This is a genomic window from Archangium sp., from assembly GCF_036389735.1.
Classification (GTDB): Bacteria; Myxococcota; Myxococcia; order Myxococcales; family Myxococcaceae; genus Archangium.
The window spans coordinates 1-16,160 of the sequence record NZ_DASVWK010000401.1; the positions used below are offsets into that span (position 1 = coordinate 1).

At 70.4% G+C, this 16,160-nt stretch carries 16 protein-coding genes; 6 read left to right on the forward strand and 10 right to left on the reverse strand.

Going from position 1 to position 16,160, the window contains the following annotated elements; genetic code table 11:
• Positions 1 to 1,322: DUF6982 domain-containing protein (locus VF794_RS14450; RefSeq protein ID WP_414640908.1), on the forward strand; the 1,322-nt coding region annotated here is incomplete at its 5' end.
• Between the two features lie 121 nt (positions 1,323 to 1,443).
• Here the strand turns inward: VF794_RS14450 and VF794_RS14455 are convergent.
• Entirely contained in the window at positions 1,444 to 2,094 is a 651-nt protein-coding gene (locus VF794_RS14455) for a YceI family protein (protein ID WP_331110749.1), read from the reverse strand.
• A 163-nt stretch (positions 2,095 to 2,257) separates the two neighbouring features.
• Here VF794_RS14455 and VF794_RS14460 point away from each other — a divergent pair, with 163 nt between their 5' ends.
• Positions 2,258 to 3,898, forward strand: a complete 1,641-nt coding sequence (locus tag VF794_RS14460; protein WP_331110750.1) for a sigma-54-dependent Fis family transcriptional regulator — start codon at positions 2,258 to 2,260, stop codon at positions 3,896 to 3,898.
• Positions 3,899 to 3,984: 86 nt separating this feature from the next.
• Here VF794_RS14460 and VF794_RS14465 read toward each other — a convergent pair whose 3' ends face one another.
• The 4 genes from VF794_RS14465 to VF794_RS14480 form a co-directional block, all read right to left on the reverse strand.
• Entirely contained in the window at positions 3,985 to 5,775 is a 1,791-nt protein-coding gene (locus VF794_RS14465) for a M4 family metallopeptidase (RefSeq protein WP_331110753.1), read from the reverse strand.
• Between the two features lie 147 nt (positions 5,776 to 5,922).
• Positions 5,923 to 8,088 (reverse strand): gliding motility protein, encoded by a 2,166-nt coding sequence (locus VF794_RS14470; RefSeq protein WP_331110755.1) that lies wholly within the window; start codon positions 8,086 to 8,088, stop codon positions 5,923 to 5,925.
• A gap of 91 nt (positions 8,089 to 8,179) precedes the next feature.
• Positions 8,180 to 9,355 carry an MFS transporter gene (locus tag VF794_RS14475; protein WP_331110757.1) on the reverse strand — a complete coding sequence of 392 codons (1,176 nt, stop codon included), beginning with the start codon at positions 9,353 to 9,355 and terminating at the stop codon, positions 8,180 to 8,182.
• A gap of 1 nt (position 9,356) precedes the next feature.
• Positions 9,357 to 10,118 carry an SDR family NAD(P)-dependent oxidoreductase gene (locus VF794_RS14480; RefSeq protein ID WP_331110759.1) on the reverse strand — a complete coding sequence of 254 codons (762 nt, stop codon included), beginning with the start codon at positions 10,116 to 10,118 and terminating at the stop codon, positions 9,357 to 9,359.
• Between the two features lie 244 nt (positions 10,119 to 10,362).
• Between VF794_RS14480 and VF794_RS14485 the strand changes: the two genes are divergently transcribed.
• Both VF794_RS14485 and VF794_RS14490 read left to right on the forward strand, forming a co-directional pair.
• A complete protein-coding gene (locus VF794_RS14485; RefSeq protein WP_331110761.1) occupies positions 10,363 to 10,932 on the forward strand; it encodes a hypothetical protein in 570 nt (189 codons plus the stop codon).
• 156 nt (positions 10,933 to 11,088) lie between these two features.
• Positions 11,089 to 11,373 carry a hypothetical protein gene (locus VF794_RS14490; protein WP_331110763.1) on the forward strand — a complete coding sequence of 95 codons (285 nt, stop codon included), beginning with the start codon at positions 11,089 to 11,091 and terminating at the stop codon, positions 11,371 to 11,373.
• 12 nt (positions 11,374 to 11,385) lie between these two features.
• Here the strand turns inward: VF794_RS14490 and VF794_RS14495 are convergent, their stop codons facing one another.
• The 5 genes from VF794_RS14495 to VF794_RS14515 all read right to left on the reverse strand — a co-directional run bounded on the left by VF794_RS14495 (position 11,386) and on the right by VF794_RS14515 (position 14,816).
• Positions 11,386 to 12,099 (reverse strand): rhomboid family intramembrane serine protease, encoded by a 714-nt coding sequence (locus VF794_RS14495; RefSeq protein ID WP_331110765.1) that lies wholly within the window; start codon positions 12,097 to 12,099, stop codon positions 11,386 to 11,388.
• 164 nt (positions 12,100 to 12,263) lie between these two features.
• A complete protein-coding gene (locus VF794_RS14500) occupies positions 12,264 to 12,461 on the reverse strand; it encodes a hypothetical protein (protein ID WP_331110767.1) in 198 nt (65 codons plus the stop codon).
• Positions 12,462 to 12,632: 171 nt separating this feature from the next.
• On the reverse strand, positions 12,633 to 12,848 hold the full coding sequence (locus VF794_RS14505) for a hypothetical protein (protein WP_331110777.1): 216 nt from the start codon (positions 12,846 to 12,848) through the stop codon (positions 12,633 to 12,635).
• 38 nt (positions 12,849 to 12,886) lie between these two features.
• Positions 12,887 to 14,083, reverse strand: a complete 1,197-nt coding sequence (locus VF794_RS14510; protein WP_331110769.1) for an acetyl-CoA C-acetyltransferase — start codon at positions 14,081 to 14,083, stop codon at positions 12,887 to 12,889.
• A 79-nt stretch (positions 14,084 to 14,162) separates the two neighbouring features.
• Positions 14,163 to 14,816 carry a hypothetical protein gene (locus tag VF794_RS14515; RefSeq protein WP_331110771.1) on the reverse strand — a complete coding sequence of 218 codons (654 nt, stop codon included), beginning with the start codon at positions 14,814 to 14,816 and terminating at the stop codon, positions 14,163 to 14,165.
• A gap of 137 nt (positions 14,817 to 14,953) precedes the next feature.
• Between VF794_RS14515 and VF794_RS14520 the strand changes: the two genes are divergently transcribed.
• Positions 14,954 to 15,634: a serine protease gene (locus VF794_RS14520; RefSeq protein WP_331110773.1), complete on the forward strand. Its 681-nt coding sequence runs from the start codon at positions 14,954 to 14,956 to the stop codon at positions 15,632 to 15,634.
• Between the two features lie 115 nt (positions 15,635 to 15,749).
• A complete protein-coding gene (locus VF794_RS14525) occupies positions 15,750 to 16,145 on the forward strand; it encodes a hypothetical protein (protein WP_331110775.1) in 396 nt (131 codons plus the stop codon).
• Positions 16,146 to 16,160: the final 15 nt, after the last annotated feature.

A 16,160-nucleotide genomic window follows, 5' to 3' on the forward strand; every position in this document is an offset into this window, starting at 1 on the left:
AGCAGCCCGCCGCCGAGGCCCAGCCCGAGTGGGTTGCCTCCGAGGAGCAGCCCGCCGCCGAGGCCCAGCCCGAGTGGGCCACTCCCGCCGAGGGCCAGACTGAGTGGGCCGCCGCCGAGGAGCAGCCCGTCGCCGAGGCCCAGCCCGAGTGGGTCGCCGACGAGGAGCAGCCTGTCGCCGAGGCCCAGACCGAGTGGGCCACTCCCGCCGAGGGTCAGACCGAGTGGGCCGCGCCCGCCGAGCAGCAGCCGTGGATGACCGCCGCCGAGCCGTCGGCCCCCGTCGAGCTGCAGCCTGAGTGGGCCCCTGGTGGCGCCTCGCAGGACTGGAACGCGCCCGCCGAGGCTCAGCCTGAGTGGAGTGCCCCCGTCGAGGAAGTGCAGCCCGAGTGGACGACGTCGGAGTCCGCGCCCGCTACGGACGCGCAGCCTCTCGAGGTGGAAACCGCTCAGCAGGGCGAGTGGGCCAGCGCGCCCGCGGAGACGGCCTGGAACGCGCCCGCCCCCGCCTGGGGCCAGAGCGACGACGCATATGCCACGCCGGTCGAGGACTTGGCCGGCGCCGAGCCGGTGGCCGCTCCCGAGCCCGAGTTCCCGGTCATGGAGGTCGAGGTCGAGCCCGAGCTTCAGGTCATGGAGGCCGAGCCCGAGATGCCGGAGATCGACCTCTCCGAGGACGTCGTGGAGCCGCCTCCCATGGCGGTGCCGGTGGCCATCGCACCGCCTCCGCCTCCCAGGGCGGCTTCGATGCCCCCTCCTCCGCCCACGCCCGCGGCCATCGCCATGCCGCCTCCGCCGCCCGTGACGGCCCCGAGGGCTCCGATGACTGCGTCGGCCACCCCGGTCCTCGTGCCCGGGCCGCCTCCGCCTCGGGCCTCGTTCGTCGCGGTGCCGGCCGTGTCGGCGGCGGTGACGCAGTCCGCGCCCTCCGTGCCCATCGCCCCCGTCAACGCCTTCATCGAGGGTGAGCACCGCGTCATCATCCACACGGTGGAGGGCCAGGTGAAGCGCGGTGCCATCCGCGACGTGGACCTGCTCGACGCGGCCATCCCGCTCGAGCAGCAGACCGGCTTCGCCCCCGAGCGCATCCCGGTCACGCGCGTGAAGGCCATCTTCTTCATGCTCGCCACCGGCAGCCGTCCGCCGCAGCCAGAGGGGCAGAAGGTCCGCGTCACCTTCAACGACGGTCGCCAGGTGGCCGGCTTCTCCCACGACTACAAGGGCACTGGTCAGGGCTTCTTCGTCATCCCCGCGGACACGCGCACCAACACCTCGCGCATCTTCATCTACCGCGCGAGCGTGCAGGCCGTCGCCGAGGGCTGAGCCGCCGCCCCACCGCCGACGCCCACGCGTCGGCGGTGCCTCCCCCGCCCAGGCCCGCGAATGAAAGAGGGGCCTCGTCTCCGAGGCCCCTCGGGGCAATCGCCTTGTCCTGTTCAGGCGACTACTTCTTGGCCGGGGCCGCCGGGGCGGTCTTCGCCGGAGCCGCCGCCGGGGCCGCCGCCTGCTTCTTCTTCATCTCGAAGTCGAGGGTGATGGCCACATCATCGCCCACCAGCACGCCGCCGCTCTCAATCGCCTTGTTCCAGGTCATGCCGAAGTCCTTGCGGCTGATCTTCGTGGTCGCCGAGCCGCCACGCGTGGTGCCGCCCCAGGGATCCTTCACGTCCGGGGTCAGGCCCTCCATCTCCAGCACCACCGGCTTGGTCACGCCGTGGATGGTGAGGTCGCCCGTCACCTTCATGCCCTCGCCGGCGCCCTTCTCCACCTTCGTCGACTTGAAGGTGATGGTGGGGTACTTCGCCACGTCGAAGAAGTCCGGGCTGCGCAGGTGGTTGTCGCGCTGCTCCACGCGGGTGTTGACGCTGGCCACGTCGATCGTCGCCTCCACGGTCGACTTGGTGATGTCGGTCTCGTCGATGTTGACCTTACCGGCCACCTTCTGGAAGGCGCCGCGCACGGTCGACACCATCATGTGCTTCACGGCGAACTGCGCGCTCGTGTGGGCCGGGTCGATCTCATACTCGGCGCCAAAGGCGACCATCGGGGCGGCGAGCACCAGGGCGGCAACGGCGGGCTTCAGGGACAGCTTCATGTGGTTTCTCTCCAAGCAGTGGACCTCGGGGAGAGGCCATAGCAACCCACGGGCCAGCGAAGTCAACTTTCCAACCCCTTGTAACTCCTCACCTGACTCACTTCGGGTCGCGCCGCGGCTCTCAAAACGATAGAGAAGACCCTCATCCTGAGAGGGAGGAGCCGTGGCGCCGAGACTGGAGCTGGACCTGAGGGAGTTGCTGTCGTTCGAGCCCAAGGGAGGGCTCATCCACTTCGCGGGCCAGCGGGTGCTACTGGTGGACCCGGTGGTGCTGGGGCTGCTGCGCAAGGAACTCATCGGGACGGTGGGGATGACGGCGGCCCGGGGCATGCTGACCCGGCTGGGCTTCGCGCACGGCTGGCGCACGGCGGAGACGATGAAGGGCGCCTTCCCCTGGGAGGACGAGTCGCAGTGGAGGCGGGCGGGTGGGCGGCTGCACACCCTCCAGGGGCAGGTGGTGATGGAGCGGGTGGAGCGCGGCCCCGAGGATGGACCGGAGCCCTTCGCGGAGGCGCTCTGGCACGACTCGTACGAGGCGGAGCAGCACCTGCTGCACCTGGGCAAGGCGGAGGAGCCGGTGTGTTGGGCACTGACGGGCTTCGCCAGCGGGTACATGAGCTACTGCCACGGCAAGTCCGTGTACTGCATCGAGACGCGCTGCGTGGGCAAGGGGGACCCGGTGTGCCAGGCCATCGGCAAGCCGGAGGAGGAGTGGAGCCCCGAGTGCCGCGAGTCGCTGCGCTTCTACGAAACGCAGTGCATGGAGGGGGCGCTGGCGCAGGTGACGGAGGCGCTGAAGCAGGCCGAGCGCAAGCTGCGGGTGAAGCGCCAGACGCTGGCGCGGGTGTCGGGCGTGTCGGAGGATCCGGCGGGCATGGTGGCGCGCACCGAGTCCATGCAGCAGGTGCTGAACCTGGCGCGGCGGGCGGCGAAGGTGGACTCCACGGTGCTCGTCACCGGCGAGAGCGGCGTGGGCAAGGAGCGCATCGCCCGGCTCATCCATGACGAGTCGGGGCGGGCGCACAAGGCCTTCGTGGCGGTGAACTGCGCGGCGGTGACGGAGAGCCTGCTGGAGAGCGAGCTGTTCGGCCACACGAAGGGCTCCTTCACGGGGGCCACGCACGACAGGCCGGGCCTCTTCGAGGCGGCGCACGGGGGCACGCTCTTCCTGGACGAGGTGGGCGAGGTGCCGGCGTCCATGCAGGCGAAGCTCTTGCGCGTGCTCCAGGAGCGGGAGGTGCGGCGCGTGGGAGAGAACCAGAGCCGCAAGGTGGACGTGCGGGTGGTGGCGGCCACCAACCGCAACCTGGCGGCGGAGGTGGTGGCGGGCCGCTTCCGGCAGGACCTCTACTACCGCCTGCGCGTCATCGAGCTGCGGATTCCGCCCCTGCGCGAGCGGCGGGACGACATCCTGCCGCTGGCGAGGATGCTGCTGGCGGAGACGACGGAGCGACTGGGCCGCCGGGTGACGGGCTTCTCCCCGGAGGCGGCGGACCAGCTCCTGCGCTACGCGTGGCCGGGCAACGTGCGCGAGCTGGCCAACGCCCTCGAGCGGGCGGTGGCGCTGTGCGAGAACGCGCGGGTGGAGAAGGAGGACCTGCCGGAGGAGGTGCGGGCGGCGCCGCCGAATCTGGTCCCAGGGGAGACGCCGCGGACGCTGGAGTCGATGGAGCGCGAGTACATCCTGGCGGTGCTGGCCCAGAACGGGGGCAACCGGGCGCGCACGGCCGAGCAGCTCGACATCGGCGTCGCGACGCTCTACCGCAAGCTCAAGCAGTACGGAGAGGCCGAGCCCCCCAACTGAGCTGAAGCGGCCCGCCCCAAAAGACAACCGGCGCGACCGCCAGGAGTGGCAGCCGCGCCGGCCGAGGGACTCGGTGCTGCTCGGGATTACTGCCCGGAGCTCACCTTGTAGGTGACGCCGGAGTAGGCCGAGTAGCCCTTGATGAGGACGTAGTAGGTGCCCTGCTTCGCGCCGTTGATGGTGCAGCTCTCCGTGGAGGTCGCGCCCGCCGAGCGGCAGTCATAGGTGGTGGTGGTGGGCGCGCTGCCGTACCGCACGTACAGGTCGGCATCACCCGAGCCGCCGGACATCTCGAACTTCATCGCCGTCGCGCCGGCCGGCGTGACGTAGCTGTAGTTCGTGTTGCTGTTGCGAGCGCCCGACAGGTTGTTCACGGTGGAGATGACGGTGAAGGTCGGGGGAGCGCCCACGCCCACCGCGGTCCAGGCCGCGTTGATGGCGGCGGCGGCGGTCGCGCCGTACAGGTCGGTGGCCGCCTGCGCCGTGGCGCCGCGCGCATCGGAGAAGGTGCTGCCCGGCGTGAGGTACACCGTGTTGGCGCGGTAGAAGATGGCCGCACCCTTCTGGATGCTCGCGACGGGGTTCACGTCCAGCGCGGGCACCACGGTGCTCGTCTTGCCGCGCGGGTGGCTGCCGCCGGACACCGCCAGCTGGAAGGCCAGGTTGGCGATACCCGAGTTCCAGTGCACGCCGCCGTTGTCGGAGGTGCCCGTGTAGCGCGTCGGGTAGTAGTCGTAGTCGCCGGCGAGGGCCGGGTCGTTCATGTAGCGGAGCGCGTCACCCGCGGTGGCCGGGGTCCAGCACTCCTCGCCGATCTTCCAGGTGTTGCCGCTGACCGCGCCGTCCCGGAAGGCCTCGATGGAGGCGCCGAAGACGTCGGACATGGCCTCGTTGAGGGCGCCCGACTCGCCCGAGTAGACGAGGTCCGAGGAGGTGTCGGTGACGGCGTGGGTGAGCTCATGGCCGACCACGTCGAGCACCGTCAGCGGGCCGGAGTCCACGCCGTTGCCGTCGCCGTAGACCATCTGCGTCCCGTTCCAGTACGCGTTCACGTAGCTGCGGTCGTAGTGGACGGTCGAGGTGATGGTGGCGCCAGCGCCGTTGTAGCTGTCGCGGCCGTGCTGGCTGAAGTAGTAGTCGTACGTGATGCCCGCGTTGTCGTGGGCCTGGTCCACCACCGCGTCGCCCGAGGGAGCCTGGCCCTCGGAGCGCACCAACGTGCCGGGGAGCGTCGTGCGGTTGCCGGCGTTGTAGGTCTTGCGGCTGCGGGTCGTCTTCAGGTTGTCGAACTCCATCGCGACCGCGCCCGTCTCCGCGTCGATGAAGAGGTTCGGCATCGAGGGCTCGCCCTTGGCCGTGAGGGCCTCGAACTGCACGCGCCAGGTGAGGCGGGCGCCAGAGCCAATGCTGTCGGGGAGGATGTAGAGGTCCGCCTTCGGGATGCTCATTACGGCATCCCAGCCGCCCGCGCGGGCCACGGCGTGCTGCGTGGCCTCCTCGGAGCGGAGCTTCGGCGAGGTGTCGACCTTCAGGTCGCGGGCGAGCTTGTCGGTGATGGAGGCGACGGCGCCGTTGCGGTCCAGGTGGATGATGGCCTCGGCGCCGAAGACGGGGACGCCCCGGAAGGACTGCGAGATGCGCTCGTGCGACTGGCCACGCCCGTCGACCAGCGTGCGCTTGGTGGACACCTCACCCACGCCCTGGAGGAACTCGGGGCGCTGCGCCTTGACCTGCTGGAGACCCCGGCCCTCGGCGACAACGGACAGGCTGCTGAGCTCCGTCCCCAGGTCGGCTTGAGCGTCGACGTTCGCGTCGACCCCGCAGGCGGTGCCGAGGAGCATGAAGGGGAGAACGGACACAAGGCGACGAGTGCTCATGGCGGGAGTTCCTCTCCGGGTTCGACAGGTGCGTCGAACACTCCCTTGGTTTCCCATTATTTCAGAACTACAGTCAAGTCACAATTTTCCGATATTACCACCCTACATGTGGTTCCGATGAATCAGGTGCTGAGCAGGCGGCCCACCTCACCCGTTCTCCTGTCCCCCTCGGAGAGAGGAGCAGGGACGGGCCGCGGACCGCACGGCATAGGGCGAGGCGGGGCGCTGGGCCGGCAGCAGGGTGCGAGGAGGAAGCACGAACTCGGAGAGGGAGCGCAGGCCGCCGGTGAAGACCGCGAGGACCAGACTCAGGAAGCCCACCGGAGCCAGGCCCCGCGCTCGCACCGCCGAGGACAGCCCCAGCGAGAAGCTCACCCCCAGGTTGATGACGCCCACCACGGCGATGCCCAGCACCGCCCAGAGGAAGTCCGGCTCCATCAGCCGCTCGGGCCCCAGCGCCGTGCCCGCGAAGGTGAGCGTGCCGGCACTGAGGGTGACGTGGCGCACGTCCACCGGCAGGCCGAAGAAGCGCCCCAGCGCGGGCGTCATGCCCAGCAGCAGGCCCAGGCTGACATTGGCGCCCAGTCCGCACGCGTTGCGCGCGAGGGCCTCGCCCAACCGTCTCGCCCGCGCCTCGCCCAGCAGGGCGATGAGGCCCCGGTGCCGTGCGAGCGCCTCCGGCAGGCGCCGGTAGTTCACCCAGTTCTCCAGCCAGCCCCCACCCACGCTCGAGCACCACAGCAGCACCCCCGTCAGGGCGGCGAAGAGGATCGTCCCACTCCGGAACGGGTGGAGCGAGCGCACCACGTACTCCGCCTCGTGCGTCTCCAGCAGGGGCGCGCCTCGGAGCGCCTGGAGGACGAGGCCCACCCCGGTGACCGTGGCCACCACCGCGCCGAGGTTGCCGAAGACCGCGGCGAGCTGCGAGCGGGTGATGCAGGCCAGCCGCTCCACCAGGCCGCTCAGCTCCTTGTCCCGGGCCTTCACGTCCAGCGAGGCCGCCAGGGCCGCGCCCGTCATCGAGGGCTGCTTGGTGGCGAGGGTGAACCCGAGCAACTGGATGAGCATGAAGCTGAGGGCGTAGTTGGTGGCGGACGCCAGTCCCTCGAAGAAGAGCGGTAGCGCCGCGAAGGTGATGGCGAGCTTGAGCGCAGCGGTGCACGTGGTGAGCAGCCCACCGCCCGCCGCCGCGGTCACCAGTCGGTGGTACTCGTCCTCACTGGTGGTGATGTAGTGGCGGCCCACCTCGCCGGTGTGCTCGAAGATGCGTCGCCAGATGCAGCGCACGCCGCCGCGGAACAGCCCGCCCAGGCTCCGCTCCTCCGCGTACGCTCGCACCAGCGAGGAGAGCAACCGGGTGGCGGCGCACGACGTGGGACGAGTGCCGTCCGGGGCGAGCAGCCCCAGCAACGCTTCCAGCCGGTCCAGCGTGTGGCCGAGCTGCTCGAGCCGGTAGACGAGGTCGGTGTCCACCGCGTGCGCATGCAGGTGGCTCAGCACCACCTGGGCGGCGGCACGGCAACCCGCGAGCGTCTCCGCACAGGCCTCGCGCTCGCGCTCCCCCACTTTCTCCCGCAGCGCCTCGCACACGCGCGGCAGGCGGACGAAGGGCGACTGCTCGAGGGGCGCCGGGGGCAGCCGCGCCAGCACATCACTCGCCAGTCCGAGGGCGCTCGCGCGCACGGCGAGCACCGACACCGCGTCCTCCACCGCCGTGTGCAACGGGGCGAAGGTGGGCGCCCGCAGCAGGGCACAGAGAGCGGCCACGTGCTCCTCGGACACCGCCTCCAGCCAGGCCCTCCCCTCCCCTCCCGGGAACAGGCGCCACACCAGCGGCGCCAGCCCCCGCTCGTCCGGCGCGGGCGGCACCAGCCTCCGGCCCAGCCGCGTCAGGGCCTCTCCCAGCAGACCTCGCCCCGCGGACAGGCCCGGCTCGGTGAGCAGGCCCAACGCGGACGTCTCGGCGAGCACCGACGCGACGACTCCCCGCAGGGACTCGCACCACGCGGGCAGCTCGCCGAGCACCTCCACCAGCAGCCGCAGACGCGCCGAGCCCGCCGACTCCACCGGTGCCAGACGCCCGCGCCGCGACGGTGGGGCTCCGGGCGACTGGAGCCAGCGGGCCAGCTCCTCCAACCACTCCATGCGCTCGGCGAGCGGCGCCCGGGCCGGGGCCGAGGACAGCAGCGCCTCCAGCTCGCGCAACCGCTCCTCCCCCTCGAGGGAACTCGGGTACAGCGCCCGCAGGTGCTCCAGCGTGGGGGAGAGGGAGACAGGCTCGGAGGGCAGCGGGTGGATGTGACTGTCGAGCATGGGGGCTCGGAGTTTTGTGTTCAAACCAACAAAACACCAAACAGCCCCACCGAGCCTGCCTGCTCAGCGGGTGCCCTCCACGAGCTCGCGCTCAAGTGGGGCGGTCGGCCGCCGCGACGAGCACTTCGTGGAACACGGCCAGCACCACCGCGCAGAGGACGACGAGGGGGGCGATGGCCGTGAGGCCCAGCCACCCGCCGAGGAGGCCGGCGACACTCGGGATGACGGCGACGCCCAGGGTCGCCGCGCTCACCTGGAAGCCCACCGCGTGCGTGGAGGCGTCCACCCCCACGCGCCGGGGCGTCTCGGACATGAGGCCCGGGAAGATGGGCGCGAGCGCGAACCCGAGCACCGCCAGCCCGAGGGCGGCCGGCGCCCCTGGAAGGGCGAAGAGGAGCGCCCCCGCGACGGCGGCCACGGTGCTCAGCCGCAGCAGGCGGACGGAGCCCACCCGCTCGACGATGAAGCCGAGCAGCACGCGCCCGGCCAGGAGGCTCGCCCAGTACAGGCTGACCCACGTCCCGGCCGCCGTGGAGCCCACGCCGCGCGACTCGGTGAGCACGGTGTAGCTCCACTGGCCCGCGGTGACCTCGACACCGCAGTAGAAGAAGAAGATGGCGATCTGAAGCCAGACACGGGGGCGGCGGAGCGTGGCCCACGCGGTGACGCGAGGCTTCCCGGCCTCCGCGTCACCCGCTCGAGGCGCCGGCCCGCTGTCCCACTGCCCGCGCCTCACGGTGAAGGCCAGCGCGAGAAGGCCGAGCACCCCGGCGATGGCGACGTAGCCAGCCCGCCACCCCGCGCCCCGCGTGAGGAGCGCCGTCATGAGCACGGGCCCGAGCGCGGCCCCAGCGCTGTAGGCGGCATGCAGCCACGTCATGTGGCGCGCCCCGAAGTGACGGGCGGCATGGGTATTGAGCCCGGAGTCGACCGCGCCCGAGCCGAACCCGATGAAGCAGGCGGCGGTCAGGAAGAACGCGAAGGCCGGGGCCGACGCATAGCCGGCGATGCCGAGGGTGACGAGCCCCGTGCTGGCGGCCAGGAGGGTGCCAATCCCAGCGGCGAGGATGAACCGTCCCGCGAGCAGGCCCGAGAAGAAGTACGCGGTGGCGGCCGTGGCCAGTACGGCGCCCAGCGCGGCCTGGGGCAGGCCGAACGCCTCGCGGATGGAAGGCCACGCCAGGCCCAGCACCGCGTCCGGCAGCCCGAGGCTGACGAAGGCCAGGTACGCGAGCACGAGAAGGCCCGGGCGGGGGCGGGCCTCCACCTCAGAGCACCTTGCTCGCGACGGCGTCGAAGAGGAAGTTGGGCACCCACTTCGACAGCCCGACGACCTTGTCCATCTGCCAGGGGAAGCCGTACTCGGCCTCTCCGCGCAGGATGGCCCGTCCCATCAGCTCCACGGCGGGATCCGCCTCCAGGAGGAAGGGCATGAGGTGCCGGATGTTGGCCGTCATCTCGGTCTTCACGAAGCCGGGCTTGATGCAGGTGATGCGCACCCCGGTGCCGTGCAGATCCACCCGCAGGCTCTCCAGGAAGGTGTTGAGGAAGGCCTTGGAGGCCGAGTAGGCGGCGTTCTGCGGCAGCCCCCGGCAGCTCGCCAGACTGGAGACGCCCACCAGGTGCCCGCGGTTGCGCTCCACCATGCGCGGCAGCACCGCGGACAGCGTGGCCACGGCGCCCGTGACGTTCACATCCATGACCTGCTTCGCGTCCGCCCACTCGAACTGAAGGGCGTTGGTCTGCTTGCCCACGCCCGCGTTGGCCACCACCAGATCCAACCCCTCGCAGGCCGTGTCCAGCTCGCGCACGCGCTCGACCGTGGCGTCGGCGTGCGACACATCCAACTCCACGGGCTCGATGTGGGCGCCGAAGGCCCGTGCCTCCTGCGCGAGCGACTCCAGGTGGGCGCGGCGCCGCGCGGCGGCGTACACCTTCACACCGCGCTTGCCCAACCACAGCGCCAGACCACGTCCCAGGCCGCTGGAGGCTCCCGTCACCAGCGCCGTCCGATAGCTCATCTCCGTCATGGGCTTTCCCTCCTCTGGGGCGAGGACTTAGCCCGTGGGCCTGGGGACATCCACCGTTCGAGTGAACGCCTGGTTGGAAGAGAGCACCCAGTCCAACTGGATTTTCACGAACTCCCTGAGAGACCTTGAATTGACAGTGCACTCGTCCCGAGGGGCGTGTTGTGACTCCGTCTCCCGGTCCTCAACCTAGCTGCCCTGCTGGGCTGACAGCCGTTATCCCAACTACAGCAGGAGGAGAAACATCGTGAATCGCACCGTGTGGGCGTCGCTGTGGAAGGTGTGTGTCCTCCTCGTTCTCGCTGTCCTCCCGTTCTCGGCGGAAGCCGCGAACGAGAAGCACTTCCTCAAGAACCTCCGGATCGAAGGAACTCTCGCCGATGGCGGGACGTTCAAGGGGAAGTTCTCCGTCACCCGCTTTGCCTACGACGCGACGAAGGGTCTGACCGTGGATGGGTTCCTCCACGGCACGGTGACGACGGCCTCCGGTCAGGTCCTCGAGAACTTCGAGCAGTCCGTGACGGGAATCCCCGCCACGCTCAATGAGGGCACCGCCGCGGGGGTCTCGACGCAGGCCGTCTGCGACATCCTCACCCTCGACGTCGGGGCCATCCACCTGGACCTGCTAGGGCTGGTGCTCGACCTGGCGCCCATCAACCTGGACCTCGCGGCGGTCTCCGGCTCGGGCAACCTGCTGGGCAATCTGCTGTGCGCGGTGGCCGGGCTGCTCGATCCGCTCGGGTTCCTCGACACCCTCTCCGGCACGCTCGAGAACCTGCTGGGCGTGCTGGACGCCATCAACGGCCTCATCGGCTGAGGCGGTGGCGTAGGTCGTAGGACGGAGTGAAGACGGGCCCCGAGACGCCGCATCTGGCGCCTCGGGGCCCGTCGCCGTTTGTCGCTTCTTCTCGAAGGGTATGCTGGGGGCCACGGAGCCCACATGGCGCGAGACTTTCCCTGGAGCGAGGTAGCCGTGAGCGCCGCGAAGGGCGCCGCGGTGGTGACGGCGGTCTTCGGCGGCGCACTGGGGCTGGCGCTTGGCGAGGATCCGGCACTGCCCGGGCTGTTGCTCGGGTGCGCGGCGGCGTCCTACGCCCTGTGCTTCATGCTGGGGATGGTGTTGACCTGGCGGGTGAGGCGCCAGCTCGCGCGCTCGGGGCCTCCACCCACGCGCTTCGTGGGCGGGCCTCCGTGGGTACTCATCGCGGCGCTCCTCGGTTTCGTCGCGCTGACCGCTCTCACCCTGTGGCGGGGGTGAGGCACTTGCCGACTAGTTCAGGAACTTGTCGGACTCCGGCCGCTCCTCGGAGATGACGCGCAGGTGCCGCGAGCGCCCGCGCAGCTGACGCTGGAGGCGCCAGTGCTGCACGCGCAGCCACAGGTGCCGGGGGCTGCCGCCGCGCATGTAGACGAAGGCGATGCCGAGCGCGAACAGCTCGGGAATCTGGCTGGCCCAGCCGCCCGTGAGGCCATTGAGCACGACGAAACCCGCGCCAATGAGGGCCATGACATTGCCGGTGACGGGGATGCCCCAGAAGTTCGTCTGCCCGCGGCCGATGTACAGACCGTGGACCACCCAGGCGATGGTGCCCATCACCCACCCGCCGGTGTAGGCCCCCGCCAGGGGCACCACCAGGGACAGGAGCGTGGTGAGGATGCCGGCGAGCACCGCGCCGCCCCAGATGACCCACAACAGCCGACGCGGGCCCCAGCTCCCCTCCAGGCTGCCGCCGATGGAGTAGAGGATCATCGCGCCGAAGATGATGCCGAGCGGGCTGCGCTCGATGAAGGGGTAGGTGAAGGGCTGCCACAGCCACAGCCGGGAGACGACGCCGCTGGGAAACAGCAGCAGCAGATCGCCCGCGCTGCCAGCCAGCAGGGACAGGACCGAGCCCACCACGAGCCCAAGCGCCAACTTGGCCGCCATGGACTGCACGCCGGGGAAGCCGAACCCGCCGCCCCCTAACCTCTGCATCGGTCGCATCAAATCCTCCACTCGGGACACCCGAGAGTCGCCCAAAGGTGGGGGAACCGCGCCCGCTTCGCAACCGAATCCGTCCACTTCCGGGCGCCCTGAATGGCGAGGGCGCCCATCCCCGTCATTGGGGAGAGCGCCCTGGGCCCGTGGTCACCGCGAGGAAGTCCGACTCAGGACTTATGGCGGTAGAACAGGGTGATGGTCAGGCAGTGGAACTCCTTGTCGGAGGACTGCGTGACGACCTTGTCCACCACGTCGACGTTCGTGTTCTCCTTGAGCCACTTGGTGATGTTCTCACCCATGTTCTCGCGGTCACGCGCGAGCGTGGTGGAGAACACCTTGACTCCCGTGAAGTTGATGACGCCCATTCCGACCCTCGTGTGAACCAGAGATTCCGCACGTTTACCGCGAGTCTTGACGTCCATCAAGGAAACGGCCCGAAATCCCGGCCTTTTCCATGCCGTCCAGGTGACAGTCCACCCTACCCGGCAGGGAGGGCGGGGGACCGGTGACGTGGGGCCCGGTCGCCCCGGAGTCGCTCAGCGGGAGGCCGCCGCGCGGCGTGCCTGGCAGGACACCTCGTCCTTGCACGAGGGCCCGATGCCGTCCGGATGGGCACCCAGCGGCGCCTTGTCGCTCTCCTCCACGCCACACACCACGCACTTGCGCTTGCGGTTGCGGCGCTCGGCACGCCGCTGCTCGGCGATCGCCTTGGCCCGCTCCCGGGCCGCCTTCGCATCCAACTCGTTGCTCATCGTCATGGTCCGTTGAATTCGTCTGGAGACCCGGAGGTTCAGAGCGCCTCGATCAGCAGCGCGATGCCCTGGCCACCACCGATGCAGGCCGAGCCGATGCCGTAGCGGGCCCCCCGGCGCTTGAGCTCATAGGCGAGCGTCATGGTGATGCGCGCGCCCGAGGCGCCCAGCGGGTGGCCCACGGCGATGGCGCCGCCATTGACGTTGGTGCGCTCGCGCGGCAGCCCCAGCTCCTTCTCCACCGCGAGGTACTGCGGGGCGAAGGCCTCGTTCACCTCGAAGAGGTCCACGTCCCCCAGCTTGCATTGGGCGCGCTCGAGCAGCTGGCGGATGGCCGGCGCCGGGCCGATGCCCATGACCTTCGGGTCGCACCCGGAGATGCCCCAGTTGACCAGCCGGGCCAGGGGGGTGAGGCCGTGCTTCTGCGCGAAGGAGCGGGTGACCATGACCATGGAGCCCGCGCCGTCGCAGATGCCGCTGGCCGCGCCCGCGTGCACCACGCCGTCCTTCTTGAAGACCTTGGGCAGCTTCTTGAGGCCCTCCACCGTGGTGTCCGGCCGGTTGTGCTCGTCCCGGGCGAATTGCGTCTCCCCCTTCTTCGTCTTGAGGGTGACGGGGGAGATCTCCTGCTCGAAGCGGCCGGACTCCTGGGCGGCGGCGAAGCGCTTCTGCGTGAGGACGGCGTACTCGTCCACCGCGTCCTGGGAGAGCGAGTAGTCCACCGCGAGCTGCTCGGCCGTCATGGCCATGGGGTTGCCGGTGTAGCTGTCCGTCAGGGCGCTCCAGAGCATGTCCTCCATGCCGCCCTTGCCCAGCGGAATGCCGAAGCGGGCACCCCGGATGACATGGGGCGCCTGGCTCATGGACTCGGTGCCACCAGCCAGCACGCAGTCGGCCTGATCGGTGAGCATCAGCTCCGCGGCGGTGATGAAGGCCTGGAAGCCCGAGCCACACAGCCGGTTGACGCCCAGCGCCGGCACGGGCACCGGCACCCCGGTGCGCAGGCCCACGTGACGCGGCAGGTAGATGGCGTCCGCGCTCGTCTGGACCACGTTGCCGTAGATGACGTGCTGGACGGACTCGGGGGACACCTTGGCCTGCGCCAGCGCGGCCCGCGCCGATTCCACCGCCAGCTCGGTGGCGCTCAAGTCCTTCAGCGCTCCACCATAGGTACCGAAGGGGGTACGCTTGCCGGACACAAAGTAGATTTCCTCGGTCTTGGACACGCTCTTCATCGCGGGACGGGCTCCAGACAGGCTGAAAAGATTCGCTCTTCCTACTCCTGGAAGGCGCGCAGTGCACGCCCAAGGTTCATCAGGCCGGGCGCCCGCCTCCCAGGAAGAGACTGGCGACGATGGCGACGGCCACGACCGTCCACAACAATCCTTGGACGTTCTGTCGTCGGATCTCCCGTTGACCGAGGCCCTGGTACCATGCCTGCCCGGCCCTTATCCGGGCATCCCAGGAGAAATCCCCCGTGGGCTCCAGCCCTTGGAGGCGCTCGCGGTGGGAGCGCAGCAGGTGCTCGGCGGAAGTGGCCTCGAGCCCTCCCGAGCGATAACGGCCAGCCACCTCGAAAGTCGGGCGCTTGTAGCCGGCGGTGAGGACGAACCCCTCGGGGGCGAGCGGGGTGAGCAGGTAGAGCCGGGGCTTGCCGTCCGGCGAGAAATGAAGGGTGGCGAAGGCCTTCTCGCCGGGGTGGGCGAAGTCGTAGGAGCGGAAACCTTTCCGTCGCAGCCGGGGCTTCTCCTCGTGGCTGCCGAGGGGGAGGAAGCCGAGCCTCCGAAGCTCGCCCGCCAGGAGACCAAGCTCCAGGGGCAGCTCCATCCGGTCGGCCGGGGAGACGGGCCGGACGCGAACGCCGCCAGGGGCGAGCACGAGGAGCGCGCGCCACAGGTTGAGGACCAGCAGCATCACCGCCATTCCCAGGACGGCGAGCACGAGGAGGAGCTTGACGAAGACGAGCATGGCTGGGCTCCCGGGGGCAGGGGGGCGCGCACCCTAGCCTGCTGAGCGGACCTGCGCGAAGCCCGACGTCCGGGAATGCACATCGTCTCCCCCAAGCGGGGCACCGACTGCGCCGCGGGAGGACGGTGATGCGCTCGATGAAGCCCGTGAGACTGGCCGGTGTCCTGGCCCTGGTGGCGCTGTCGGCCTGTAGCGGCTCGAAGAAGCAGCAGGAGGAGGACACGCCCTCGGGCTTTGGCCTCTTGAAGGACGCCACGGTGACGCTCTTTCCCGGGCACTGCGCGGGCGTCATCGTCGCGGACGGGCACCACGCGCTCACGGCCGCGCACTGCCTCGACGTTGCCCCCGGGGCGCCCCAGCCCGTGGTGCTGCGCAACGGGCACCTGATGAACGGGACGGTGAAGGTGGTGGACCCCGTGCGGGACCTCGCCGTCATCCGCTTCGACGAGAAGGCCCCGGTGCGCGCGCTGCCCATCGCCACCGCCCTGCCCCTGCCTGGCGCGGGGCTCCTCTTCTTTGGCCGCAACGACCGCCCCAACGAGCCGCAGGAGGTGGAGCTGGAGCGACTCGGGCGCTGCCCTTCCCTGCCGGGCGTACCCCAGGCGCTCTTCACCAGCCTGCATGGGGAGAAGGGTGACTCGGGTGCGCCCGTGGTGGACCGAGACCTCCAGGTGGTGGGCCTGGTGCACGGAGGCGCGGCGTGTAGCATCGCGGCCCCCACCGCCGACTTCGCCCCCGTGGTGGACACACTCGTCGCCGAGGTGGCCCGGCCCGACGCCGAGCAGGGGGTCGGCGGGAGCGGCGGCGCCGGCAAGTAGTCCCCTCTCGGACGACCGGACAGCCGAGCCCCAGCGGGGCGGAGCGGTTGTCCGGTGCGTCCCCGTGCGGAACTTGAGTCGAGCAGGTCCAGGCGTTCAACCGACGGAGGCACCCATGGCCGACCAGCCCCCCAAGATTCCCATTGGCAGGACGAAGGAACCCACGGACAAGGAGCCCAAGGACCCGACGGACATCGGCGACGACCAGTACGCGGGCTGGAACCGGGGGGAGAACTTCCAACCACGCAACGCGGGCGCGGTCTCGGACAACATGGACCGGGCGGCGGCGCGGGTGGCCCAGGACATCAACCGGCGCAGCGGTGCCGCGGAGAATCCCGGTCCGTCACAGGACACGTCCTGGGAGGCCCGGGTGGAGCGGGGCGAGGAGTGGGAGGAACAGCAGGACAAGGACCCCGTCCGCAACCACGACATCAACGAGGACGTCTACAAGCGCGAGGCCCCGGCGAACGACCCCAACGAGGCCCCGGCGAGAGGACCCCGCGGGAAGTGAGGCTCGAGAGCGCGC